General features: G+C 39.5%; 22 protein-coding genes and 1 pseudogene. 16 read left to right on the top strand and 7 right to left on the bottom strand.

From position 1 onward, the window contains the following. Positions 1–49: 49 nt before the first annotated feature. Entirely contained in the window at positions 50–607 is a 558-nt protein-coding gene (locus tag JK635_RS13745; RefSeq protein ID WP_202654533.1) for a transposase, read from the bottom strand. 331 nt (positions 608–938) lie between these two features. Here JK635_RS13745 and JK635_RS13740 point away from each other — a divergent pair, with 331 nt between their 5' ends. The 9 genes from JK635_RS13740 (at position 939) to JK635_RS13700 (ending at position 10,514) form a co-directional block, all read left to right on the top strand. Then, a complete protein-coding gene (locus tag JK635_RS13740) occupies positions 939–1,448 on the top strand; it encodes a JAB domain-containing protein (RefSeq protein WP_202654532.1) in 510 nt (169 codons plus the stop codon). Positions 1,449–1,459: 11 nt separating this feature from the next. Continuing rightward, positions 1,460–1,762, top strand: coding sequence for a hypothetical protein (locus JK635_RS13735; RefSeq protein WP_235888101.1), 303 nt, complete (start codon positions 1,460–1,462; stop codon positions 1,760–1,762). Between the two features lie 41 nt (positions 1,763–1,803). Further along, on the top strand, positions 1,804–2,073 hold the full coding sequence (locus JK635_RS13730) for a hypothetical protein (protein WP_235888100.1): 270 nt from the start codon (positions 1,804–1,806) through the stop codon (positions 2,071–2,073). A 250-nt stretch (positions 2,074–2,323) separates the two neighbouring features. Next, positions 2,324–3,196 carry a tyrosine-type recombinase/integrase gene (locus JK635_RS13725; RefSeq protein ID WP_202654531.1) on the top strand — a complete coding sequence of 291 codons (873 nt, stop codon included), beginning with the start codon at positions 2,324–2,326 and terminating at the stop codon, positions 3,194–3,196. 498 nt (positions 3,197–3,694) lie between these two features. Continuing rightward, positions 3,695–4,081, top strand: coding sequence for a hypothetical protein (locus tag JK635_RS13720; RefSeq protein ID WP_202654530.1), 387 nt, complete (start codon positions 3,695–3,697; stop codon positions 4,079–4,081). Between the two features lie 75 nt (positions 4,082–4,156). Further along, positions 4,157–5,977, top strand: coding sequence for a DUF927 domain-containing protein (locus JK635_RS13715; protein WP_202654529.1), 1,821 nt, complete (start codon positions 4,157–4,159; stop codon positions 5,975–5,977). 60 nt (positions 5,978–6,037) lie between these two features. Then, on the top strand, positions 6,038–6,931 hold the full coding sequence (locus JK635_RS13710) for a tyrosine-type recombinase/integrase (RefSeq protein WP_202654528.1): 894 nt from the start codon (positions 6,038–6,040) through the stop codon (positions 6,929–6,931). 14 nt (positions 6,932–6,945) lie between these two features. Beyond that, positions 6,946–7,686, top strand: coding sequence for a hypothetical protein (locus tag JK635_RS13705; protein ID WP_202654527.1), 741 nt, complete (start codon positions 6,946–6,948; stop codon positions 7,684–7,686). Positions 7,687–8,474: 788 nt separating this feature from the next. Further along, positions 8,475–10,514 (top strand): hypothetical protein, encoded by a 2,040-nt coding sequence (locus JK635_RS13700; protein WP_202654526.1) that lies wholly within the window; start codon positions 8,475–8,477, stop codon positions 10,512–10,514. An 89-nt stretch (positions 10,515–10,603) separates the two neighbouring features. Here JK635_RS13700 and JK635_RS13695 read toward each other — a convergent pair. The 3 genes and pseudogenes from JK635_RS13695 to JK635_RS13690 all read right to left on the bottom strand — a co-directional run bounded on the left by JK635_RS13695 (position 10,604) and on the right by JK635_RS13690 (position 12,706). After that, positions 10,604–11,672, bottom strand: a protein-coding gene (locus JK635_RS13695; protein WP_235888099.1) for an IS630 family transposase whose coding sequence is annotated in 2 segments (ribosomal slippage) — positions 10,604–11,161 and positions 11,163–11,672 — 1,068 coding nt in all. Because the reading frame shifts where the segments join, the coding sequence is not laid out codon by codon here. Between the two features lie 71 nt (positions 11,673–11,743). Beyond that, positions 11,744–11,860: pseudogene (locus tag JK635_RS26970) on the bottom strand (IS4 family transposase); the annotation flags it as partial. Between the two features lie 276 nt (positions 11,861–12,136). Continuing rightward, positions 12,137–12,706: a competence protein ComK gene (locus tag JK635_RS13690; protein ID WP_202654525.1), complete on the bottom strand. Its 570-nt coding sequence runs from the start codon at positions 12,704–12,706 to the stop codon at positions 12,137–12,139. 777 nt (positions 12,707–13,483) lie between these two features. Between JK635_RS13690 and JK635_RS13685 the strand changes: the two genes are divergently transcribed. The 7 genes from JK635_RS13685 (at position 13,484) to JK635_RS13655 (ending at position 19,983) form a co-directional block, all read left to right on the top strand. Next, complete coding sequence (locus JK635_RS13685) at positions 13,484–14,203, top strand: GntR family transcriptional regulator (protein ID WP_202654524.1); 720 nt, start codon at positions 13,484–13,486, stop codon at positions 14,201–14,203. Between the two features lie 12 nt (positions 14,204–14,215). Then, positions 14,216–15,286, top strand: coding sequence for an ABC transporter substrate-binding protein (locus JK635_RS13680; protein ID WP_202654523.1), 1,071 nt, complete (start codon positions 14,216–14,218; stop codon positions 15,284–15,286). A 70-nt stretch (positions 15,287–15,356) separates the two neighbouring features. After that, positions 15,357–16,178 carry an ABC transporter permease gene (locus JK635_RS13675; RefSeq protein WP_202654522.1) on the top strand — a complete coding sequence of 274 codons (822 nt, stop codon included), beginning with the start codon at positions 15,357–15,359 and terminating at the stop codon, positions 16,176–16,178. Beyond that, positions 16,178–16,966: an ABC transporter permease gene (locus JK635_RS13670; protein ID WP_235888098.1), complete on the top strand. Its 789-nt coding sequence runs from the start codon at positions 16,178–16,180 to the stop codon at positions 16,964–16,966. Before JK635_RS13675 ends, JK635_RS13670 begins: the two co-directional genes overlap by 1 nt. A gap of 11 nt (positions 16,967–16,977) precedes the next feature. Then, positions 16,978–18,036, top strand: a complete 1,059-nt coding sequence (locus JK635_RS13665) for an ABC transporter ATP-binding protein (RefSeq protein ID WP_202654521.1) — start codon at positions 16,978–16,980, stop codon at positions 18,034–18,036. A 10-nt stretch (positions 18,037–18,046) separates the two neighbouring features. Next, entirely contained in the window at positions 18,047–18,985 is a 939-nt protein-coding gene (locus JK635_RS13660; protein ID WP_202654520.1) for a carbohydrate kinase family protein, read from the top strand. Beyond that, positions 18,985–19,983 carry an ADP-ribosylglycohydrolase family protein gene (locus JK635_RS13655; RefSeq protein ID WP_202654519.1) on the top strand — a complete coding sequence of 333 codons (999 nt, stop codon included), beginning with the start codon at positions 18,985–18,987 and terminating at the stop codon, positions 19,981–19,983. Before JK635_RS13660 ends, JK635_RS13655 begins: the two co-directional genes overlap by 1 nt. Before the next feature lie 549 nt (positions 19,984–20,532). Here the strand turns inward: JK635_RS13655 and JK635_RS13650 are convergent. The 3 genes from JK635_RS13650 to JK635_RS13640 form a co-directional block, all read right to left on the bottom strand. Next, complete coding sequence (locus JK635_RS13650) at positions 20,533–20,802, bottom strand: hypothetical protein (protein WP_235888097.1); 270 nt, start codon at positions 20,800–20,802, stop codon at positions 20,533–20,535. Positions 20,803–21,015: 213 nt separating this feature from the next. Next, positions 21,016–23,094, bottom strand: a complete 2,079-nt coding sequence (locus JK635_RS13645; RefSeq protein WP_202654518.1) for an FAD-dependent oxidoreductase — start codon at positions 23,092–23,094, stop codon at positions 21,016–21,018. 281 nt (positions 23,095–23,375) lie between these two features. Beyond that, positions 23,376–24,374, bottom strand: a complete 999-nt coding sequence (locus JK635_RS13640) for an acyltransferase (protein ID WP_202654517.1) — start codon at positions 24,372–24,374, stop codon at positions 23,376–23,378. Positions 24,375–25,177 lie beyond the last annotated feature (803 nt).

The raw sequence follows: 25,177 nt of genomic DNA, 5'->3' as shown, positions 1-25,177 counted from the left end.
TGTTGGGGTGCACTTGATGTGAAGTGCACCTCTTTTATATGTATGAAAGTTAAATAAGTGAGCATAATACCTTATTTCTAAGTCGTTGAAAGTTGCGAATACCATAAGACATTCGTTTAATGACTTTAATTTTATTGTTAATCCCTTCTAAATAACCGTTAGTGTAGGGATAAATAAACGAATTGATGATTTCTTTCTCCCAGCTTTTAAAGGTTCGTTTCATGTACTGATATTCGTCCAGTCCTGATTCGTCAATCGCTTGATACAGTTGTTCTAAGTTCAACCTTACATTGCGTTCATTGCTTTGTGTCATCCATTTTTTAAAGACTTCTTTCACTTGGTATGCTTTCTTTAAATCGGGGGACAACTCTAAATAATATTGCAGGAGCTCCTGTTCTCTTGTGGTTAACTTCTCTTTCGGTTTATGTAAGAGAAAACGTAACTTTTTCATCGATTTTCGATCTTTGTCTTGGAACGACTTTTGTACTCTCTTTCGTACTCGTTCAAGTGCCCAGAAGTTATGATGAGCATAATGGAATTTGTCCACGATGATAATTGGATTTTCAAGGGAAAGGTGCCTGTCACTCCTCGAAAAATCTTGTTTCACAGGAATGTTTCACAGAGGGGATTGGTAGGGTTTTTAAAATGATTAAGGAAGGCCCTGTGGAGAGGAAATGAACTGCCCCCTGTCATGTAGACAGTGGAAATAATAGGGGAAAGGTGCCTGTCACGCCCCGAAGTTTGTCGAGATTTGTAGAAATTGAGACAAGTAGATTGGAAGGAAAGCTCTGTGGAGAGAAATCTCTGTGGGGCTTTTCTTTTTGCCCAAATCTGTATCAAGCTTAATTTCAAATATATATTATGATTTTGAACTTACAGTCATAAAGCCTCAATTCCTTTCGGGGAATTGGGGCTATTTTTGTTTAGGAGGGAAAAGGATGAGCAAGTATCAAACCATCAGCCACCAACAGCTAGAATTGCTAGAAAGAGAGGTGTCTGCCAAACAGCCAGCGAAGCGCGTCAACATTGTAAGCCTGAAGCTCGTTCGTGAGTCTAGCGTGCTGTACAAGGAGCGGCAAATCAAATCCCCGGAAGATGCGTACAAGCTGCTGAATCCGTTTCTTGTGGAAGCAGACCGTGAGAAGTTTGTCGTTGTCTGCCTTGACACGAAAAACCAGCCGACTGCCATCAATGTCTGCCATGTAGGGAGCTTGAACGCTAGTATCGTTCATCCGAGGGAGGTGATGAAGGCTGCCATTCTCTCAAACTCGGCTTCTATCATCGTAGCCCATAATCATCCCAGCGGTCATTGCGAGCCGTCGAGGGAAGATATTGAAGTAACCAAGCGGTTAGTAGAGGCTGGAAGAATTGTTGGTATTGATGTGCTAGATCATTTGATTGTTTGCACTGACAGATATTTGTCTCTAAAAGAAAAAGGATATATTTGAGAGGAGACGAGATGATGTTACACATGAATTGGTTTGTAAGGACAATGAAAAGAATATTCAACGTAGCAGTCAATATTGACGAGGTGGGCTATGAAGCGTATGAATTCTATCACGAAGAGCTGGATAACTATCTTGTGCCTGAAGAGCATCTGGAAAAACTCCCGAATCCGCTGCTTTTTGAGACTCTAAGCTATGTTGATGAAAAACGAAATGAGTGGATAGCGGGTTTTGTAAGAAATGAGGAAACGAAGGAGAAATTGTACGAAGTGTGGATAAAGAATGGGGAGTCAATCGCTTACGAAATATATGTCTAAGATTGGCGGATTTTCGTCCTGGAATATTAAGGATAGACCAAATGAAAGGGGAAGGGAAAATGGCAAAATATCACCGCATTATCATTGACGGGGTGCCGTACTATCGGGAATACAGCTACGGGCTGGATGGCTACGGCGAGATGCTTAGCGAAGATGAGCTTGTTCAAATGTTGTTGGAGGAGGTGATAGACGAAGAGATTGAGATTAACGAAAGGGAAATCGAAGCCGCTCTGCGCCGGATTGCAGACCGTGACGACCGGAACCTATTGCAGAGCTATATCCGCTACTTGGAGCGAATCAGCCGGGAATGAGACCAACTCACGACATTTCTTTTCAAAAACTCACGACAAAACTAAAAGGATTCCAACCATACATGGCAGATTCGATGAACGACAAGGAACCGCCATGCTTCCAATGCCAAAAAACTCCCGACATTATTATATTACTGTCGTGAGTTGGAAGGAGAAAAAACAAAAAATGAAAATAGAAAATGTGTAAAGGGCTATTGGTGTATAACAACTACATCAATAGCCTTTTTCTGTGCTTGGAGGTGAATGTCGCTTGTATATAGAGGAGTTTTCAAACTGGCTTTTTGAGGAGGGCAAAGCAGACAAAACAATCGAGTCGTATGTGAACGATGTCAAAGGATTTCAATCCTATCTGGAGGAGAAGCACAAGGATATACCAGTTCTTTCTCGCTTCTCTTTTGTGAGGTATAAGGAACACCTGATAAAAGAGGGCTATGCCGTTTCAACCATCAACAAGAAGGTTAACAGCCTAAAGGTTTACAACGATTTTCTAAAAACCAAAGGAATAGTAAGCGAATCATTCATCCAATTGAAGAGGGATAGAATCAAAATAGCAGCTGGAAGTGAGGATGTTGTAGATATACTTTCAGAGGAGCAGGTGGAGAAGTTGCTCTTCTACGTTGAGGACAGACGGAAAGTGAGCATAAGGAACAAGCTGATAGTCTATCTCTTGTTGTATACAGGTGTGAGGGTCAGTGAACTGGTAGGAATTCGGATTGTAGACATCGACTTCTTGACGAGCCAACTCATAGTGGCAAACGGAAAAGGCGGAAAGAGGCGCGAAATCGGGCTCCGGCAGGATGTCCTCCATTTAATAAGGGAGTACATGAAGGACGAGCGTTCCGAGTCCGTTTTCCACCATAGCGACTATCTCTTGGTCAGTCAGAGGTCAGAAAAAATGCATCGGGATGCGGTTAGAGATTGGCTGGCGAAAGTTTCGGAAGAGGTTGGGTTCAAGTTGCATCCTCACAAATTTCGTAGGAGCTTTGCATCTAGGTTGCTGAAAAGAGGGGTAGACCTGACAACTGTTAGCAAGATTTGCGGGCATAGTTCGGTTCAAGTTACAGCTCGCTATTATATTCAAACCACACGACAAGAGAAAATGGATGCCGTCCAGCTGCTATAGAAGTGAATAGAAAGGAGAGGAGCACATGAAGAATTGGAATGTGGTAGTTGAAATACTAAAAATTGTCCTCGAAGAAATGAGCAGAAAGAGGAAGTACTAAGCCTTTTCAAAAAACAACATCTAGGTAGCTTGCGCTGCCTTTTTTTTATAGTCCTTTTGCAGTCGGAACTTCAGGATAAAATTTTCACAATAAAAAAATTCACATTTTCGACACAATTTTATAATTTTACTATGAAATCTTAACTTTCCGGCTGGAAGGCTTAGTCGCTAAGCAAAAATAACTGAATAAACCGATTCGATAGGTGAGCAATGCTTTCTGCCTGAAATTCCTCTTTTTTATGAATAAATAATGCATAAATATTCATTAAATCACCTTGACATCGTTGATTTTAAGCGTGAATATTGGGTTCTGTTTTGAATTATTATTGCGATTGTTGAATATTTTGTGGCATACTTCTCCTGCAAACATAAATCAATACTTTGAAGGAGAGGGACAAAATGAAAATAAGAGGGAAAAAGGTTTCACTAATGTATCCTCCTTGTAGAAAGTTCATAAAAGCAAAGATTTTTACCATTTGGGAAAGTGAGGGCGTGCATTTCTTTGACGATAGGATATCGGTCCTGTTCTGTACAGAAAACTATGCAGCAATCCAGCATAATTTTCCGTTGTATTCAAGTGATGATATAGACTTTGCAAAACTCGTGGATTGTACGCTAGGAAGAAGCGAACAGGAAACTGATATTCGACTAAGTGACCTAGTGGGGCTTGAGTGCGGAATCAAAGTAGAGAGCGTGCTTCGTAACGGTAAACTGACTGTAGAGGTTGTGGATATTTGCTCTTTAAGTGAGCTGGCGGAAAAGCAAGCAGTTCAAATAGCAAAATAGCAATCCACGACACTATTGTGGGGGAAGTATTTCTTCTTTCCCCCTTACTAACTATGAAGAGAAGGAGCTATTTACATGAACCCAAATACACCAACAACTAAATCACTTGTCATTGAAACAAGCCGCCTTCAAGAGGGGAAATCCTATCAGATACAAAACTTTGTTCTGAACAGTAAAGGGCTGTTTCTGAATGAACTCGATAAGGAAACGAACGAGGTTACAGCCCATAAGATTAGTGAACCCATGTATATCAAAGAAACCGTACAAAATCGTGATACGAAAGACGTCCATGCTACCCTATGCTACCGCTACAAAGGGAAGTTTCATGAAATTCCTATACGGTTGGAGCAACTCATTCCAAATGAGCTCATTAAGCTTTCTGGAAAAGGGGTGGATGTTTCACACCAGTACAGTAAGCTAGTTGCTATCTTTCTCCAAGAACAACAGAAGCTGGCTCCTCACAGAGAGATATATCGAGAAGTCGGTTGGCATGAGGAAGAGGATGGGGTCATGACATTTCGACATCATTATGAGTTTCCTCATCAACCTAATATCTTAGCTTGCAACGATAGTAAGGAAGGTTCCTATAACCTAGAGCCAAAAGGGGCACTGGAAGTATGGAAAGGCATGGTATATGCAGAAGTTCTTCCACATCTCCCGCTCCAAACGTTGCTATGTATCGGGTTTTCAGCTCCCTTGGTAGGGTATCTCTCAAAAAAATTCGATGATGTAGATACATTGCTGATTCACCTAGCCGGTGACAGTACCAAAGGGAAAACAACGGGTGCACTACTGGCTACTTCTATATTCGGTCTGCCATCTAATAAGAAAAAGGGATTGATGAAATCTTGGAATGGAACAAAGAATGCTATCCCCAATATGTTGGGTGGCAACTACGGCATACCAGTTGTGTTGGACGAATTGTCCATGAGCGATGCTAAATCGCTTACCAGCGAATTCTATGTGATGGTCAATGGGCTGGAAAAATACCGATTGAATGATGAAATGAAGCAGCGGAAGCAAGCTTCTTGGGCAACTACAATCATCTCCACAGGTGAACAGTCCATCTTTGAGCGAACAAATCAAAATGTTGGGTTGACGGTTCGGGCGTTTGAGTTTTCGAACATTAGTTGGACGACTTCTGCTGAAAATGCGGATGCCATACGTGATGTGATTCAAGAGAATTACGGTCATGCAGGACAGGCTTTCATACAGTTCTTGTTTGAACAAGGATTGCCTATCATGGAGGAAGTGTGGCAATACTGGCAAGAGCGTTGTATTACTGCTTTGCCTGATAGTCCGTTCCGGACAAGAATTGCCAAGAAATATGCCATCATCCTTGCTGCTGGTGATATTGCCAATGAAGCACTCGGACTGATGCTTGACCTAGAAAGTATCCTTTCCTTCCTTGTTGAGGAAGAGAAGGAGCGAATGATGGCGAGAGATATTGGCGCAAAAGCACTCAACTTTGTCACTCAGCTGTTCATCCAGCATCAAATCAACTTTCGCAGGGATGGAAGCTACAGCAATCCTATCAACTGCTGGGGAAAAATGTTCAGACATCCGGAATATGTGGAAGTTGCTTTTCTAAAGCACATTCTAGAACAACAATTGAGGCAGGGTGGTTTCGATGACCCTAAAGTAGTCGTTCGTGACTGGAAAGAGAAAGGCTGGTTGGTGACAGAGGGTGATAGAGCAACCAAGCGTACAAAAATATTTGAGGACTCGGAACAGGAAGAGCGCAGAAAGATACTGGGTACAGAAAAAGTGCCGAAAAAGCTCCAAGACACAACCTACAACATCAAACTACCGTTGGAAACTCTCAAGGGTTTGATACAGCAACAAGAACATCCGATAAACGCTGACCAAGAGGCAAGGAACTATTTTGGATTCTAGCAAACTAGGCAAAGGATAGCTCCTTTGCCTTTCCAATAAAAAAAAAGGGGAGAATAAACTATGAATCAAGTAGAGATTACAAGCCTATTGTTGAACCAAGCCATTTCGGTATTTGAAGAATGGCTTTCGATGAGGGGAATGAGTGGAGAAACGATGAGAGGCTACCTTGTCGACATCAACCAATTCAACCGCTGGATGACTTCAAAGTCCAACAGCCCCGTATTGGTGGATGCCATCACCGTGCGGCATGTAGAGGAGTTTGTCAGCTATCTAGCCAATGAACGAGGCTGCAAACCGAGAACGGTGAACCGCAAAATCAACGCTCTATCAACGTTTTTCCAATGCATGAAGAAAAAGCGGATACTCTCCGAAAATCCACTGGAAGACTTCGAGCGTGTCAAAGTGCCGGATTCGGAGCGCATCTATCTCAACCGGGAAGAGGTGGAAGCCATCATTCAGGCGATTGACCATCCTGTCCTGCACTATTTTGCGATGACGATGGCGTACACGGGGCTCCGAGTCAACGAATGCATCAACCTCACGCTGCATGACGTCAACCTAGAAGACGGATATATCCAAGTCATCAACGGAAAGGGAGGGAAGAACCGAACCGTGCCGATGAGTGATAGGCTGAAATCACAACTGCAAACCTACTTGAAGTTTCATCGACCAAAGACGGATTCTCTCTTCTTCTTCGCTCTCAAAAAGACAGGAACCGTCAGCGACCAGTACGTCAACCGCATTCTGAAAGAGGCGTGCAAAAAGGCGGGAATCACGAAGCACGTCACCAGCCACATTCTCCGCCATTCCTTCGCCAGCTATCTGGTCAAAAAGGACACGCACGTGGCGGTCATTCAGCGCCTGCTGGGACATGCCAGCGTCAAAACCACGTCTGTCTATTTGCACGTTCATCCAAATAACCTCAAAGAAGCCGTCAACCAAATTGATTTCTAAGGAGGAATGGACAGATGACAGCGATTGACCCATCTGTATATGATGACCCGAAAATCAGCCAGACCCTTGCCATGTTGGCAGAAGGAAAGACAAAAGAGGAGATAGTAAGGCATTTCGGCAACAAGAACTGGTCAACCATCGACATGTATTTCAGACGGAGAGGGTTCCGCTGGAAAGGCAAAACGTTTGAGCCGCCAGGAGAAGGAGGGACGGATGCAGTGGAGGAGGCCCGTTTCGTCCAGACAAAGGCGGCGCAGATAGTCAGGCAGTTGGAGCAAAAATATGCGGACATCCGGCAGGTCGCCATCAAAAACGGCTTTTCCACCATCGAAGAGATGGGAGAATACATGAAGTCGCAAGGGTATGTGTGGAACAGCGACATCAACAACTACGAGTACGATGAAAACATGGCGAAAAAACAGCGAGTGCAAGCCAGACATACGCAAGGCAAAGCATCCGGGAAGGTGGAGGAGCTGCCAGACGAGTATCGGGACTTGTTGGCGTATTTGCTGGACAGGAAGGAGCGATTGTACGAGCTACTAGAGCCGCAGAACAGCGGCACGCTCCCACGCTACAAGTTCAAAGGAGCCAAAGCCAACAAGACGCTAGGGCTTCCGACTTCCTTGCAGACCCTGCTGAATGATTTCAGCAAGGAGTTCAACGTCACACAGAGGGACATCATCGAGGTAGCTTTGGCGGAGTTTTTCAAAAAGTACGGATACGAAGAGCAGTTGAACAGTGTACTGCAAGTCTAGCGGGGAATGGGAAAACCAACCCCGCTTTTTTTGTTGTCCGCTCCTTGAGTTCCCGGCCAACCCGTTGTCCCGGTGAGAAAATGGAGTATTTGAAAGATTGATAGAAAAGTAGGTAACTTGTGAGGAGATAGGGTGTTAACCGTATTAGGGCGTTTGGTGTTCTATTTTTTTGTTGGTTCTTGTTCTATTTTCTGGAGTTTGTGACGAGTTTCTACATATTATATATAGTTTTTTATTTTACAAGGTACGTTTTTTTCTCTTTTTTTTCTATCGGGTTTTACGGGGTTTTCGGGATTCTGATTATTCGTCTCGATTTTTTCATTTTGAAGGTTCCGGTCTCTTACGGTTTTGTCGGGACTTTTCTTTTTTTCCTATTCCAGCTTTCACTCATCTTTTCCTAAGCTCTTCCACAAACTACTCTTTTTTCACTCGTTTTTTACTAAGCTACCAACTGAAGAAATCGCCCAATCCCTTGTGTCCGTTGGGTTTGAGGGGCACTCAAAAAAGCCAAAATTCCAGGTTAGGTTTGTGCGATTAACTCTAAAACTTTAGAAGTTAAATTTAACAAAGCTGTAGATACAACTAAAGCAACTCTTGAAGTAGTTAAATCTACAATCAAACAAAACGTTTCTAAAACTACATGGGCTTCAGATGGTAAATCTGTAGCACTTGAACTTTCTACTAAACTTACTAAGGGTGATTACACAGTAAATGTTAAAGGTCTTACTGACGAAACTTTAACTAAAACTGTTTCTGTAGAAGATGAAAGAGTAGAGTCTATTCAAATCTTGTCTACTGATGCAGTTGTAGATAATACTGCTAGTCCTAAAACAGCAACTGTTTCTTACCAAGTAAAAAACCAATATGGTGAAGACATTACAAAAGCGACAACTTTACAAACTAATGGTTCATCGATAGTAGCTTCAAACGGTGTTGTTACACTTACTTTAGCATCAGGCGCTAAAGTTGGAGATAAACTTCCAATCACTCTTATTGATGTTGCTAGTGCAAAATCAGCTACTCAAGTAGTTACTTTATCTGCGGCATCTACAGTTGCTGACGTAGCAATTTCAGGCATTTACAATAAAGATGGAAAAAACCTAAATGAAGATACTGTTCTAGGAACAGATGAATTCTATCTATTAGTAGACGTAAAAGACCAATATGGTAACGCAATTACTGATAAAGATGTTGCTGCAGCTGGTTTAGTTAAGTATGAAGCAAATCCTACTGTTATTCAAACAGAAGGTGAAGGAAATAAAGTTACTTTAACTGATTTAACTATTAACGGTAAAAAACAACTTGGCTTAAAATTAACTAACCTTCAAAAGGCCGGAGAAAACCAAGTTACTTTAATTTCAACTACTACTGGAAAAAGTGCTTCTTATAAGGTATCAGTAGCTGAAGCTACTCGTACCGATGTTGTTAATCTTTCAGCTCCGGCACTAGCAGTTGCTAAAGAAGATATTTTAGTCCCTGCATCTGTTCTCGATAAAGATGGTAAAGCTATTACAGATGTAAAAGTATTAAACGACGCCCAAAAAGGTGTTAAAGTAACTTTTGGAACAACTCAAGTTTCAAATGCATTTGTAAAAGGTGAAGATGGAAATCTTTATATTAAAGTTCCAGCTGGTACAAACACAGCTGACGGTGTATTCCCGTTAGTAGCTCAATCTTCAACATTTAAGGTAGCTACTGCAACCATTAAAGTTGAAAAGGCTGCTGTTCCTACTACTGTTCGTGGATTAAAAGATCCTTTAACACTTGTAGCTAAGAAAACTAAAACTATTAATGTTTCTGATTTAGTTGTTGAAGACCAATTCGGTCGTGTTATGAAATCAGCTGATGTAACAAAATATTTACAGGATAATTCGAAAGGAATTCTTGTAAAGGATAATACTGATTCTGATATCGTAACTGTAGCTGCTTCACCAAACCATGTAATAAAATATGATGAAGGAGTAGTATTAACTGCTGGTACTAAGAATGGTACTGAAACAATTCAATTTGTACTTGCAGATGCTGATGGTAAAAACCCAATCGCAGCAAGCACAGCTGATGCTACTATCCGTGTAACAAATGGCTCTGAATACGTTTCATATGAAGTAGCACCAATTGGTACTGTATATGATGAAGTAGCTGCTGGGAATTCAGATAATGATGCGTATGACAAAGTAGTAAAAGTATATGGTGTTTTAGCGGATGGAAGTAAAGTGTTGCTTAATAAAGCTGATGGAGATTACACTGTTTCGTCTACAAACGATACGTTTAATTCTGATGTAGCAGATGGTACTATTGATGTTGCAGATGCCTACACTTCTTATGGTGACAATAATGAAATTAAACTTCCTTTAACTGTCACAATCAATGCAACCGGTCAGAAACTTACTCAAGAAGTTACAATTTCTAAAGTAGCTCCAAAAGTAACAAAAATTGATGTAGTTGAAGATGCAGATGCTTTCATTGCTGGAACATCTAGTAAAGTTGTTGATAAATTTGACTATGCTAAAGCTGAACCGTTTACACTTGCTAGTTACCTTGCGAATGTAAATGTAGTTGTAACTGACCAATATGGTGCACAAGTTGAATTAACTAGTGCGGATGGCAAAGATACATTTGCTGATGGTACTGCAGTTGTATCGCAAGCACAAACAACATTAACTTTATCAAAAGTTTCTGGCAACCTTGTGTTTACAGGTAACGGAACAAATAAAGCAACAGTTACAGAACTTCCAAAGGATTCTGTATTTAATGCAGTCTTATCTTTAGGAGCAGTAAGCGCAGCACCAGTTAAAGTAACTGTTACTGGTGGCTACCTTTCAAAGTAATAAATAGTCAGCGATGAATCTTAAACTGTAATGAAAGGTCCTGTAGAGAGATTCTTTACAGGACCTTTCTTTTTGCTATATAAGTTGAACTAAAGATTTTCCCAAATTGCATTGGATTCCATTCTTACGCAAAGACGGTCAATAATTTTCACGGGATCCTGCATGATGTTCTTCATGAAGGCACGAATGTTTATACGAATTTCCTCTACTTTATGGTAGAAAACATTATTGATCACATCTGATTTTAGCCATTTCCAAAGACCCTCTACCACATTTAGTTGAGGGCTGTATGGCGGTAGAAATATAAATTTTAGTCTTCCACCCATTTCTTTTAGAAAAGGTTCAAGCAATTTTGCATGATGAATTCGCGCATTGTCCAAGATCATGACAATATTACCGGTTGGATAAGCAGCTGTTACTTTCCGAAGGAAAGCAAGAAACTCCACCGCAGTATATTGTTCTTCTTCCTGCCATACCACTTCTCCAGTGACGTAATTAACTGTTGCCAATAGTTTTACGCCACGATGTTTACCAGTGGTTTTAATGATTCTTTGCTTTCCTTTGGCAAACCATGTGTATTGCAATGCCTGGTAATCGCGAATCATACTTTCATCTTCAAACAAAATATGACTAATTTCGCCGTTATCGTATTTTTTTTACCTCTGGGAAGGTATTTTCGACAAAATCTTTTTGTTTTTCTTCATCTGCGGCTTCTAAAGTGTATGTCGGCTTAGTGTAACTCAACTCTAATCGATGCATCATTTTCGAAACCCCACGGATGGAGTAATCATGTCCAAACTCACGTTTGATGTATAAGGAAATGATCTCAAGGGTCCAATTAAATTTTGTCGGGAACCCAACCTCATGAGGAAGATTATCGATGATAGTTTGTTTCAATTGAGCCTGTTGTTCCGCGGTTAATCGCGGTGGTTTTCCAGTAGAGAATTTCATAGTCAATCCATCTAACCCATGTTCTTTATAAGTATTGATGTACGTCCGGATTGTTTTATCTGCTCGCTTAAGAATGATAGTAATCTCTTGAATTGATTTACCCATTAAATATAAACGAATGGCTTGATAGCGCTCATACATGCGCCTTCCATTCTCATGCTTAAGTCTATTTTCAACTTCTAATAATTCTTCAATATTGGATTTCATAACATATCACCGTCCATTCTTGGTTATTAAATATTCGACAAGTGATATATGGAAATCCTTTAAATTTACTTTGTAATACTTAAGTTCAATTTATATAATTTCATCGTTTTCACCTGTTCCTCAAATAATTGAAGATTTATTGGTGAAAACCATTGTCCAAATGAAGTTTTTCGTGTAATCTTGTCCATGAGCTAGTCCTTTTATATTGGATTTGGACGGATTACCACCTGACCTATCCATTATAAAGGACTTTTTCTTTGCAGAGAATAATAAAATTGAACATTTCAAGTATTCCTAATAGTGAAATTAAATTAATGCAACACTAGTGATTTGGGATATATATAAATAAAAGCTGCTCTACGGATCATGTTCTGGCTTTTTTGCCTTTTTGGCCTCTGCAAGAACCCCAAAGCAAATCATAGACCAAGCAGCCGCAACTGCTTGGTCTATGAATCTGCCCCGGGTCATTTCCCCTTATTCATTTTGTCGGTGTATTTTTTGCGTTTCTGTACGCGTTTAGTTACGAAATCCAATCGATCACGCTTTGGTTCGATCGTGAATGTGACCGGATTGTTTCTGAATTCTGTGGTAATCTTTTTTAATTGGTCGGCATTTTGCAGCTTCGTGTTAAAGGATGACAGCTTGTTGGGAACGAGGATGCTGCGTCCATTTCCTAATAGTACCAAAGTTTTTTGGCAACAGCACTTGGTTCTGATAATTTGATTGGGATTAAACCATATCGTGTCATCGTTCTTTGCTGACTTCGTTGGAAAGACACAAATTTGATGGATGGGATTGACCATGATCGGGCACATCTGAATATCACCAAGGATCGATTTGGCGGTGGCAATCGCTCCTCTTAAATCAAACCCAATACGTCTAATACTATCTGCAAGAATTTCAATCGGTGAACGCTCAACAATCAATGTTCTATGTACTTCGTGAACAACCGAGAATCGGTTGCCGTATCGATCATAAAAACCTGCCATATACATAAACTCTGGTTTGATAAAATAAAATTTTTTACTGTTCAATTTATTCGCCTCTTAACATCATTTTGATTGTATTCAGTTTCGATCGATATATATACTAATAATTCGTTAGTTTAGGTTGAAATACTTAACCGAGAGCACTGTCTCAAACAGGATCGCAGCTCTTGGTTTTTTAGTAGCTCACAGCTTCATCACCACCCTTCCGTTGTCAATGATCTGTACAAGCGGTTACCAAGAAGTCGTTTTTATAAAGAAGAACCAACTGTCACACGCTGGTACAACAAATCTCAGTGCTAAGTTATATGTGAAAATGTGAGCAATCAAGCCGCAAAAAATAGGTGACTAACTAGATGTGAAAAATGTATAAGTGAAATTTTTCTGACAAATAAAGAATATCATAAATAATGACTAATTTGGTAATCAAAAGGGATAAAATTATTAAATTTTTGTGAAAAAAGTACTAGAAAAACGTTAAAATTTAACATTTATTTCCTGTGCCTATTTTGTGCCTATTTAATGATAAGGAAGTTACTATTATCCTCCGAAAAGATAAAAAAATAGCGGCTCAATCCTAATAGTATATTGCCAGATGGTCCTTTTGTTACAAAGCATGAAAAAAGGCTGGCAGAACTGTTGTTTCAGGTGGTGCCAGGGAATCGCTCCTTATTTTGCTATAAAAAGAGTTACATTCGAACGAAATTTTTCGAAAATTTGGTCTTTACATTATATTATTTCTTCTCTATAATCAGTTATGTATATATCACTTGTACACATAACCAAACAACTACATAAGAAACTGACGAATGGGGCTGTGTGGAAATGGAAACAAAATCGCTTGATAAAAATGATGTGGTTCCGCTCTATGTTCAATTACATAGAATCATAAAGGAGCTAATTTTAAAGGGGGAATACAAAGAAGGCGACCTACTTCCTTCCGAAACGACTATGATGAATACGTTCAATACTACGAGAGGTACAGTAAGAAAGGCGATCTCAGAGTTGGTTAAAGAAGGGCTGGTCTATCAAAATCAAGGAAAAGGAACTTTTGTTTGTATTAGACAGGTTAAATACAGTATTTGGAATTTTAGTGGATTTACAGATTATCTGAAAACTAAAAATGAAACACCTGTTTCCAAAGTTTTAGCACAAGAAAATGTTACGATTGATGGAAAAGATTATTTTAAATTGGTAAGAGCCAGAGGCGTAAAGAAAGATGGACAAGTCCTTTTTCTAACTATTGATACTTCTTTATTACCAATCAGTTTGTTTCCTAGTATTGAGAAATATAATTTTGCGACTGATTCGCTATATAGAATCATGCGTGAGGAATACAATATTTATCCAAGACACTCAGAAATTACCTTAAGTCCTGTTATGATAGACGACCGAACAAGGGAAATCCTTAGGGTTAAATCAGAAAATTCCATCTTAATGAAGGCTGAAGGAAAGGTATTAAATGAAGAAAATACCGAAATTGAAAAAGTATCCGTTATTTATGGAGATAATATTGAAATTAAAATAATGACAAATATTAATTAGGGGAGATAAGCCATGTTAAAAAAGTCTCTAGGATTGATAATAATTTTTATTTTATTAATTGTAAGCGCTTTTGGGTGTTCTTCTTCTAAAAGTTCAACGGATAAAGGCAAAAAAGAATTGGTCATCGTAAATTGGAAAGACTATGGTTCAGATGATCCAGCTGTTGTTAAAGAATTTGAAAAAAAATATAACGTAAAAATCACCCACCAATATATGGCCTCGGAGGAAGAACTGCTTACAAAATTAAGAACGGGAGGGGTGGGAAAAATTGATTTAATCCTCCCTAATGCATCTATTCTTCCTGTTGCCATTAAAGAAAACTTACTTGAAGAAATTGACACAACCAAACTATCAAACTATCAATATATTTTTGACCAATTTAAAAAACTTCCTGAAAATCAGAAAGATAATAAAGTCTATGCGGTTCCATGGGTATGGGGGTCTACAGGCTTAGCCTATAATTCTAATGAAATTAAAGAAAATGTTGATACCGTAAATATCCTTTGGGATAAAAAATATAAGGGAAAAATAGCCTTTAGGGATGACTTCAATGATGCAGTGATGACAGCGGCACTAGCACTAGGACAAAATCCAAATAACCCATCGGATTTAAACGCAATTAAGAAAAAATTAGTTGAACAAAAACAATTGAATAGAACCTATTGGAAAACTGGTGATGAATTTTCAAAACTATTTGCTGGCAAACAAATTACAGTCGGGCTTATGTGGAGTGGACAAGCAGCTGCAATGAAAAAGAATGGCGAACCTATTAATTACGTAATACCAAAGGAAGGTGCCATAGGCTGGGTTGATAACTGGGCCATTGTAAAGGATTCAAAAAACTATGACCTCGCAGTAAAGTTTATTGACTATATGTTGAGCAAAAAGTTCCAGGAAGATTGGGTTAAAAAAGGTGGGCCCAACCCTGTTAATATTGAGGTTACGAAAAACTTAGATGCTGAATTTGTGAAACAAATGGGCATAAATGAGGAAACCATTGCTAAACTTCATTTTATTTCTTATCACTCCGATGCTGAAAAGAAACAATGGAATGAGATGTGGCAAGAGGTGAAATCACAATAATATTTAAAATGAGGGCAGCACGGGTGTCACTGCTGCCCTTAATTTAATGAAAGAAGGAGGGGAAATCTGAGTGAATAAAAAATTTTGGTTGGTGAGCCCACCTGTATTGTTATTAATTGCTTTCTGTGTCATTCCGTTATTTATCATGGTTTATTTTAGCTTTCTTAGCGATGGGGCCGATCCTCATTTAACCCTGTCGAACTATCTAGACTTTTTTCAAAAAGGGTTTTATTTAAAATTAACCTGGAAAACGATTTCAACCAGTCTAATCGTCACCATCATTTGTATTTTAATCGGCTATCCTATGGCTTATATTATGGCAAAAGTGATCAATAGCGGTAAAACCATCATATTAATCGCTATTATTATTCCCTTCTGGACCAGTCAGCTTGTTAGGGCTTATTCGTGGCAAAATCTGTTAAGAGATGGCGGCATTCTAGAAATGATTCTAAGAAAGTTTCATTTAATCGGTTCAGAACCTTTGGGGATTCTATTCACCCAGACAGCAGTTATTATTGCACTTGTACATATCTTTTTCCCCTACATGGTGATCACCATTTATATGTCTTTAGAAAAAATGGATCATTCCATCATTGAAGCTTCCAAAAGTTTAAATGCTGGACCGTTCACAACCTTTTGGAGAATCATATTACCTTTGAGTAAACCCGGGATTATCTCAGGGTCCATTCTCGTATTTGTTCCAAGCTTAGGCGTATTTGTAGAGCCAAGAATTTTGGGCGGAACGAAGGGGTCAGTGATTGGTACAGTCATTGAGGATCAATTTTTCGAAATATACGGTTGGAATTTTGGGGCAGCAATAGCCTTTATCCTATTAATGATTGTACTGATTTCCATAGCGATCTTGTCAAAATTTGCGAAGGAAGAGGTGTGATGATGATTAAAAAAGGGTTCGGCTGGCTGTATACAGGTATTATTTTTATATTTTTGTATGCTCCTATAGCGGTTTTAATGTTGATGTCTTTTAATAAGTCTCAATATAACTCTCTTCCTTTCCAATTTAGCACCCGCTGGTATAAGGACCTTGCCAATGATCAGACATTGATTGACGCTTCCTTGACCAGTATTTATATTGCTGCCGTAACGGCCATTTTCTGTGTCATTTTAGCTACTATGTTGATGCTATGGATTGTACAAACAAAATCAAAGTGGAAAAAATGGATAGATTCACTGGTTATCTTACCACTGACTATACCATGGTTAATACTCGGACTAGCATTATTATTGTTGTTAAACTTTTTGAAATTAGATAAAAACTATTTTGTACTACTCATTGGACATATTATTGTATCTCTTCCTTACACTGTTATGGTGATTAAGGCCCGATTACAGAGTCTGGATCTTACGATAAATGAAGCATCGGCCAGTCTAGGAGCAAATGAGTGGACTACATTTCGAAAAATCACTTTGCCTTTATTGTTTCCAGCCATGTTAGCTGGAGGTTTCCTGGCTTTTGTGATTTCATTTGATAATTTTATTTTGTCTTATTTTCTTATTCCTAGCGGGCATTCAACATTACCGATTGAAATCTACTCTTCTATTAAATTTGGATTTACCCCTGTCATCAATGCAGTGTCAACGATCATCCTGGCGGGTACAACGATTGTTATTCTTTTCATTATTATGGTGATGAAGGCTTCATTAAAATATTTATTCAAGTAGGAGGGGTAGTCATGGGATACTTGGCGATTAAAAATTTAAGCAAGTCTTTTCAAAATAACAAAGTACTTGATCGGATTAATCTTGATATAGAAAAAGGAACTTTCTTATCCTTATTGGGCCCTTCAGGCTGTGGAAAGACTACAACCCTTCGTTTAATAGCAGGGTTTGAACGCCAAGACGAAGGAACCATAAATATTGGAGGAAATATGATAGATCGATTACCTCCGTATAAAAGAAATATCGGATTAGTCTTTCAAAATTATGCACTATTCCCGCATATGACAGTCAGCCAGAATATTGCGTATGGGTTGGAGCAAAGAAATTTTACAAAAGGTGAAATCAAAAAAGAAGTTTCAAAAGCCTTGGAAATGGTACAGCTGACGGGATATGAAAATAGGAAACCGCGGCAGCTTTCCGGCGGACAGCAACAGAGAGTTGCACTCGCCAGAGCATTGGTCATTAAGCCCAGTCTTTTGCTGCTTGATGAGAGTTTAAGTGCATTAGATAAAAAATTACGGGTAGATATGCAAATAGAGCTAAGACAAATCCAGAAAAACATTGGCATTACGACCCTGTTTGTAACGCATGATCAAGAAGAGGCCATGACGCTGTCGGATCAGATAGCTGTTATGAAAGATGGAAAAATAATTCAAATAGATACACCACAAAAAATATATGAAAAACCGATTAATACATTTGTTGCCAGTTTTATTGGTCAGTCTAATTTCTTTTATGGAAAAATCAAAGATCACCTCCAATTTGAGTTACAGAACGGCCAGAGCTTTTTGCTGCCGCATGGCGATTACTCTTTGAATAAGGGACAAGACTGTATCATTTCCATAAGGCCTGAGAAAATTCGCATGGACCGAAACCGGCCATCCCACCCGCATATTCAAGGTAAAGTAAAATTTATTACTTATGTCGGAAATCTTTCGATGTATCTCATTGAAGCTTTAGGGCTGGAAATTAGAGTCCAAAATCAAAATCACAATGATGGTGTTCCATTTGAAATAAATGACGAAATATTTTTAAGCTGGGATTCCGGAAATCAATCCATTCTATTTGAATAAGGAGAGTTGCATGAATCAGCATATTCTTTTATTAGGCGGTATTATCATTGATGAATATATAGTAGTAAATGAATTTCCCGCCAGAGGCGAAGATACCATCATCACAGATTCCTTTCACAAAGTTGGCGGCTGTGCGATAAATGTCGCAATGACATTGAAAAACCTAGGGTTGAAGCCTCAAATTGCCTCCGTTTTAGGTATGGATGAACGTGGGAAAGAAATAAATGATTATTTACTGGATCATGGACTGTCAAGAGCATGTATTCAAATGACCCCTAACAAAAAGACAGGCTATTGTATATCAATATTGGAAGACTCAGGTGAGCGGACCTTTCTCACATATAAAGGATGTGAGGCAGAGTTTAGCTTTGACATCATTCGTGAAGATATACTCAAGGAAACCTCCTTCCTTTTTGTAACTGGATATTATTTATTAGACGATAACTTCGCGGGAACCATTATTCAGTATATTCAAAAAGCAAAAGATCTAGGAATAAAAATTTTATTTGATCCCGGTTCCCTAGTTTCCAAGATTGATCGACACATCCTCTTATCGATGATGAATTTGGCAGATATGATTACCCCAAATGAAGGAGAGCTGGAAAAAATCATCGTGCTATTAAACATTAAAAAGGAGAATTTTTCAAGCTGGCTTTTCAAAAAAGGGGTTCGGTGGCTCGTTGAGAAAAAAGGAAAACTGGGTGTAAATTTATGGGACAATTCCAGCGGAAAACAGATGTTTATCCCCTCCTATAAGGTCTCATGTATAGATACCTCCGGTGCAGGAGATAGCTTTGCAGGGGGATTAATTTACGGATTGCTGCAAGGATATGATATGCAAAAATCCATTAAGTTGGCCAGTGCATGTGGGGCCTTTACCACTACCTTCATGGGCCCACATAAAAACTTTACGTTAAAGGACATTTTAAAAATTGTAGGTGAGAGTTGATGAATCCATTATTAGATAGAGCGTATGGCTGCCTTATTGCAACTGCCATTGGGGATGCCTTGGGAATGCCTGCCTCTTTTATGTCTATAAGTCAGATAAAACAAGAATATTCAAAGATTACAGATTTTGTAACTCCAAGTCGAGAACAAGTGGCCCATAGCAGTATTGTAGCAGGGGGAATTACGGATGATACTCAAGAAAGTTTAATTGTATCATCCGTACTCAAAGAAGCTGGAAAATTTGATACCGAGCTGTTTATTCTAAAAATGAAAGAATGGGCAGTCAAATATAACATCCTAGAATCCACAGTCATTGGTCCTAGTACAAGATTATTTTTGGAAACTATTATATCCGGCGGCAATTATCTAGAGGCTGGTAAAAAGGGTGACACAAATGGGGCCGCAATGAGAGTAGCTCCAATTGGCATCTTTCACCACCACGACTTTGAACTTGCAATTCAAGATGCCATTGCTTCTGCATTGCCTTCACATGGCAGTAAACCAGGTGTAGCCTCTGCCTGTGCCATCGCTGCGGCCGTTTCAAAAGCCATAGAAGGAAAAAGCTTACCAAGTGAAATAATGGTAGCCGCCATACTGGGGGCAATAAGAGGGGAAGAAAGTGGCTATGACATTCCTTCCCCTTCCGTAGCTGCCAGAATCCATCTTGCTATGGAAATAGTAGACCGAAATCAAGACAAGCCGCTAGAGGAAATCTGCTTACTTCTCTATAAATATATAGGTGCGGGAATGAAATCGTATGAGTCGATCCCATTATCGCTTGGCGTATTTTATGCTGCAAAGGGATCTGTGACGGATGGTTTAATAGCAGTGGTCAATTTAGGTGATGATGCTGATACGAATGGTGCCATTGTTGGTTCATTGTGTGGAGCCTATAGTGGGGCTTCTACTATAAACAAGTCTTGGATTGAAAAAATCGAAAAGGTCAATAGTATAAATTTTAAAGAAATTGCGCAAGACCTTTTAAAAACCTGTTCATAAAGAATTGTGCCACTAAAAAATGAAGAAACCTGCAGGACCATATAAAAATGGTGTAATTGTACTGGAGGTAAATGGGGGAGCCGATTCTAAAGATATGCTCGGGTATTTGTGATTGACTGAACCGTCAGGATTTTGTCCTTGACGGTTTTCTTGAATTCATTCGTGAAATTTTGAAGGGCGTTGTGTGGGAAGCTGCTGCACATGTCATTTGAAAAAACGTTTTAGATCACAAGAAAACCACCCATCGCCGTACAAAGCAGAGTGGTCCCCAAAAAACGAACAAGCCTGCAGCGGAAATTTCCAACCCCCACTTTACTATCACCGATCACATGACAGAAATTTTCCTGCGGCAGGTCAACAAAAATAGGATTCAGAACTTCTGAACTTCATTTGGATCGCAATAATAACCTTTCCTGGTCCTCAAGTTGCTGCGCCACTTTCTCAATATGTTGCACCACAACTAATCCCGCCAACCTATGAATGAATGGGGATTAGCGGATTATAGGGAAACACGATTATTCGGGGAGTGGCAGGGGCATATTTTGTTGCCTATATATTTCCCCCTCCACCAATATTTGGCTTTACATCTTGGTCAAAGATCACCCCATCGATCACTTCAAAACTATCATTGTTAATATTTAAAATTCCAGTGTTTATATTAGCAAAGCCGTAAATCCCCCCCATATTTAAATTATATTTTCGGTTGGCATCCATGCCATTGATCACCGTTTCACCAACATTGACATTTGAGTTCGGTTGAAGGGAATTTACATTTAATGAACCTAAATTAATAATTGAGGGCATATTTTTTCCTCCCATTCCCAATCCCCTTATCTAACCTATTATATGTACGTCTATAGGTCTTGTGAGGAATTGTGGGGTCTGAAAACACATTTTGGGGTCAGCCCCTCGCTCAGCTAAAGTTTAACGCGGTAAAGTGCTGAGAAGGCATATAGGTGCTTTGTCGTGGAGTAAAAAGGGGATAGCCCACGCTTTGGATCGTATGTGGCGTGGCTATCCCTGCTTCATTTTTTAAACATGCTGTAATTTTCGTGATTCTCGTAATTCGATACTTCTGGCAGCATCATAGGCATCCCAGATGGCCTTCATTACGCTCTCCGGTTTGTCAGCGTCACCGATTAAATAAACATGATCTGCCTTTACTTGTTCATATAACTGATTGTCACTGATGTATCCGACGGAAACCACGATGTGATCGGCTTTAATTTGTGATTGCTGCGGAATTCCTTCAGCCCCGACAGCAAACATCATCTTCGCTCTGTTAGCAACGTTTGGATAGTTTTTAACCATGGTTGTAATATGGGCCATGCCATTTTCATACTTTGTCACGGAAGAAGATTTCATGACATTGATTTGATAATAATCCAGCATCTCCATCAGCATATTGTAGTTGGCTGCTGATAAGCCGAATGTATTCAAGATGGTATCAGCCGCTTCGACAACGGTTACTTTCTTGCCCTGTTTTCCTAATTCACAGGCGATTTCCACGCCTGTTAAGCCGCCGCCCACGACCACGATATTGTCACCGGTAATGTCTTTATGTAACAAGGCATCCACGGCATAGGTTACGTTTTCGGAATCAAAGCCTGGAATGGAGAGCTTCCGTTCTGTTGCCCCAGTGGCGATGAAGATATCATCGTATCGATGTTCGTTGATAAATTGTTTCGTGATTTCCGTATTCAAATGAATGTTAACACCTAAATCTTGCATTTGTTTGATATACCAATTCAGTAAACGCCGGTCGTCTTCTTTATATTCAAAGGCCGCCGCAGCGATAAAGGCACCGCCTAATTGCCCTGATTTTTCATATAAATCGACATCATGACCTTTTAACGCACAGACGCGGGCTGCTTCCATGCCGCCGATGCCACCACCGACAACAAGGACTTTTCTTTGTCGATCCGCTTTGCCAATGCCATAAGTAAGTTCTCTGCCGCAGGCCGGATTTACCGCACAGGAGATATCTTTGCCTTGGAAAATCGCAGAAAGACAGCCATTGTGGCAGCCGATGCAAGGCCGGATATTGTCTAAATCGCCCGATGCAAATTTATTGGCCATATCGGGATCCGCCAATAATGGACGTGCCATTCCCATCATGTCAATTTCACCGTTAGCAATCACTTCATTGGCCAGTTCCGGATCATCAAATTTACCGGCACAAATGACAGGAACGGATACATGTTTTTTCAGCATCTTCACATCTTCGAGATTACAAGCTTTTGGCATGTATACTGGCGGATGCGGCCAGAACCAAGAATCATAGCTTCCATTATCGCAGTCTAGCATATCATAGCCTGCTTCAATCAGTTTTTGGGCAACTATGATACTTTCCTCATAATCACGGCCGAACTCCTTAAATTTTTCGCCGGGAAGTGCGCCGCGATTGTAGCCCTTCATATAACTTTTCACGCTGTAACGCAAGGAAACAGGATAATCTTTGCCACATACCGCTTTAATAGCTTGAACAATCTCAGATGGAAAACGGAGACGGTTTTCCAGGCTTCCGCCGTATTCATCGGTTCGATGATTGGCATATTCCATCGTAAATTGGTCTAACAAATAACCTTCATGAACGGCATGAACTTCGACGCCGTCAATGCCGGCCATTTTACATGCCAGGGCGGCATTGGCAAACATTTCAATATATTCGTGGATTTCCTGCTTGGTCATTTCTCTGTTTGTTTTGGTAGGGTCCCACACATTTGGAAGCGCACTAGGTGCCGGATCTTCGGAGTGAATACTGGATCGCCCGGATAATGCCGTGATTTGAACTATCACCTTTGCGCCGTATTTATGAATTCCCTCTGCTAAATACTTTTGCTGCTGGATATATTTATAAAAGCCCTCACCACGGTCACCAGGTCCCTGACCTTTAGGGAACCAGCTAACCGGGAGCAGTCCGGTAACGATTAAACCTGTACCGCCTTTTGCTCGTTCAATGTAATAATCGGCGCCATCCTTCGTATAAGCACCATTCGGACCCATAAGTCGAGGAGAGAACACCCCCATTGCCATCATGGCGATCCGGTTTTTTACTTCCATATTGCCAATTTTAATCGGGGAGAATAACGCAGGAAAACGATTGACCATAATAAACATCCCTTTCACAATGCAAAGTATTTTAGCGGATTTCTTATGCTTAATTATAGTTCATGTGAGAAACTATTCATTAGCATTGTTCACTTTTTCACAAATACTTCTTATCTATATTAAAACAGTGAAAAGTGGGAAAATTGGTCGGCAAATGGGGGAATAGTATGGGTGTCCGCATTCCACAAGAGTAACTTGCTGATATTACGGTTGATTTTTTTGAAAGAGTTTTCCTTCGAGCGGGAGGGAGTTAATACTCCCGGCCCCTCGCACCACTATTTTTAACTAAGGACTTTTCTTACAATCGGAATTTTACTAATCAACAGTGAAAAAAGATAGGAAGCTATAACTGTCAATCCAAATAAAGCAATAATATAAAGAGACGGCTGTAAATCGAAAGCATTTAAATATTGCTGGAAATATTTCGAAAAGATAATATGGACAAAATACATCGTAAAACTGACTTCAGAGATGCTTCTCGTGATTTTAAATATGTTTTTATTTGTATGAGAGATAAGGACTACGATGAAAATGGTATAAATTAAAACGTTAAACGACAAATATTTATAAAAATAGGGATGATATCTACCGAATGAAAGGGTGCTAAGGTAGGTTCCGGTAAATGTCACAATTAAAGATAAAATCCCTAAAGTGTAAATCATCCCCCGTTTATTTAAAAATAAATCCCTGTGAAAAATCAAATAACCTAAAATTAAATAAGAAACATAGCCAGAAAAACCAGAAAAATAAATTTTAGGACTAATATGTAAATAACTTGTACCGATGAGATAGCCGTTTTCTAATATAAAAGAAAGAATGACGTAATACAAAAGAATGTTAGTTGGTGTATTTTGAACCACCTTTCTTAAAACGGGAATAAATAAGTAAACAAAAACGATCAAATAAATATACCATAAATGATAATAAACATTTCCTGTAATAAATAGTTTTAAGAAATCTCTAATATGGAATTTTTCAAAATCGAGTGTAAACAGGATATTTCTTTTGTACAAATAATAAATAAAACTCCAAACTAAAAATGGAATTATAATTTTCGCAGCTCTCTTCTTTAAAAAAACGGATAATGGTTCATCTTTATGTAACAAGAGGGCGCCGCTGATTAGTAGAAAAAGTGGCACAGCAAATCTTGATAAACTGTCAAAAATGTTTCCTGCAAGAAATTCATTTCCTATCGGTTTATAAAGAAATGGGGCTGTTGAATGTATCATAATAACAGCCAGTATTGCCCAAAACCTTAGCTTCATAATGTGTGTATTCATAATGATCGCCTCCGATGTCCAAACTATTTAAAAAACAATAAAAAACGGGGTTCTCCCTCGTTTCGAATTGTAGAAAAGCACCATTGCAGTCAGTTGCCTTCTACCTATTGAGACACTCAAGTTTTCCCCTTAGTCTGACACTCGTCTTCGTTTTCTGGTTACATCGACCGTTTTAGAAGTTTCTTATATGTCTATTATGTATCTTTGGCGCTGCTTTATCAATCCTTGCAAAGTTAAGGTGGTCGGTTGTAGTCTTCCTTCCGTAAAGAGAAGGGGTATTACTGACGAATAAGCTGTAATTACTGTCAGACAGGTAGTTAAAGTTTAGCACGGTATATTACTGAGAAAGCATGTAGGTGCTTTGTCGTCAATTCGATCATCTTGGTTCGGTAGGAGCGGTCTAGCTGCCCGAACTGAAGATATTTTCATCATTTCGGTCAAGTAGAGGCGGTCTAGTTGCCCGAACCGAAGATATTTTCATCATTTCAGTCCAGTAGGAGCGGTCTAGTTGCCTGAACCGAAGATATTATCAACATTTCGGTCCAGTAGGAGCGGTCTAGTTGCTCGAACTGAAGATATTTTCAAAGTTTCGGTCCAGTAGGAGCGGTCTAGTTGCCTGAACCGAAGATATTATCAACATTTTAGTCAAGTAGAGGCCGTCTAGTTGCCCGAACCGCACATTTTATTATCATTTCGGTCAAACCCCAAAAAAGAAATAACCGACAAAAAGTTCATATCGATCCCCTCGTATCTCAAATAAGGCCTATTTTAACATAATATTTAAAAAGTTCACACAAATAAAT

Source organism: Neobacillus paridis (assembly GCF_016765675.1).
Classification (GTDB): Bacteria; Bacillota; Bacilli; order Bacillales; family Cytobacillaceae; genus Neobacillus; species Neobacillus paridis.
This window is presented reverse-complemented; position numbering and strand designations above follow the sequence as displayed.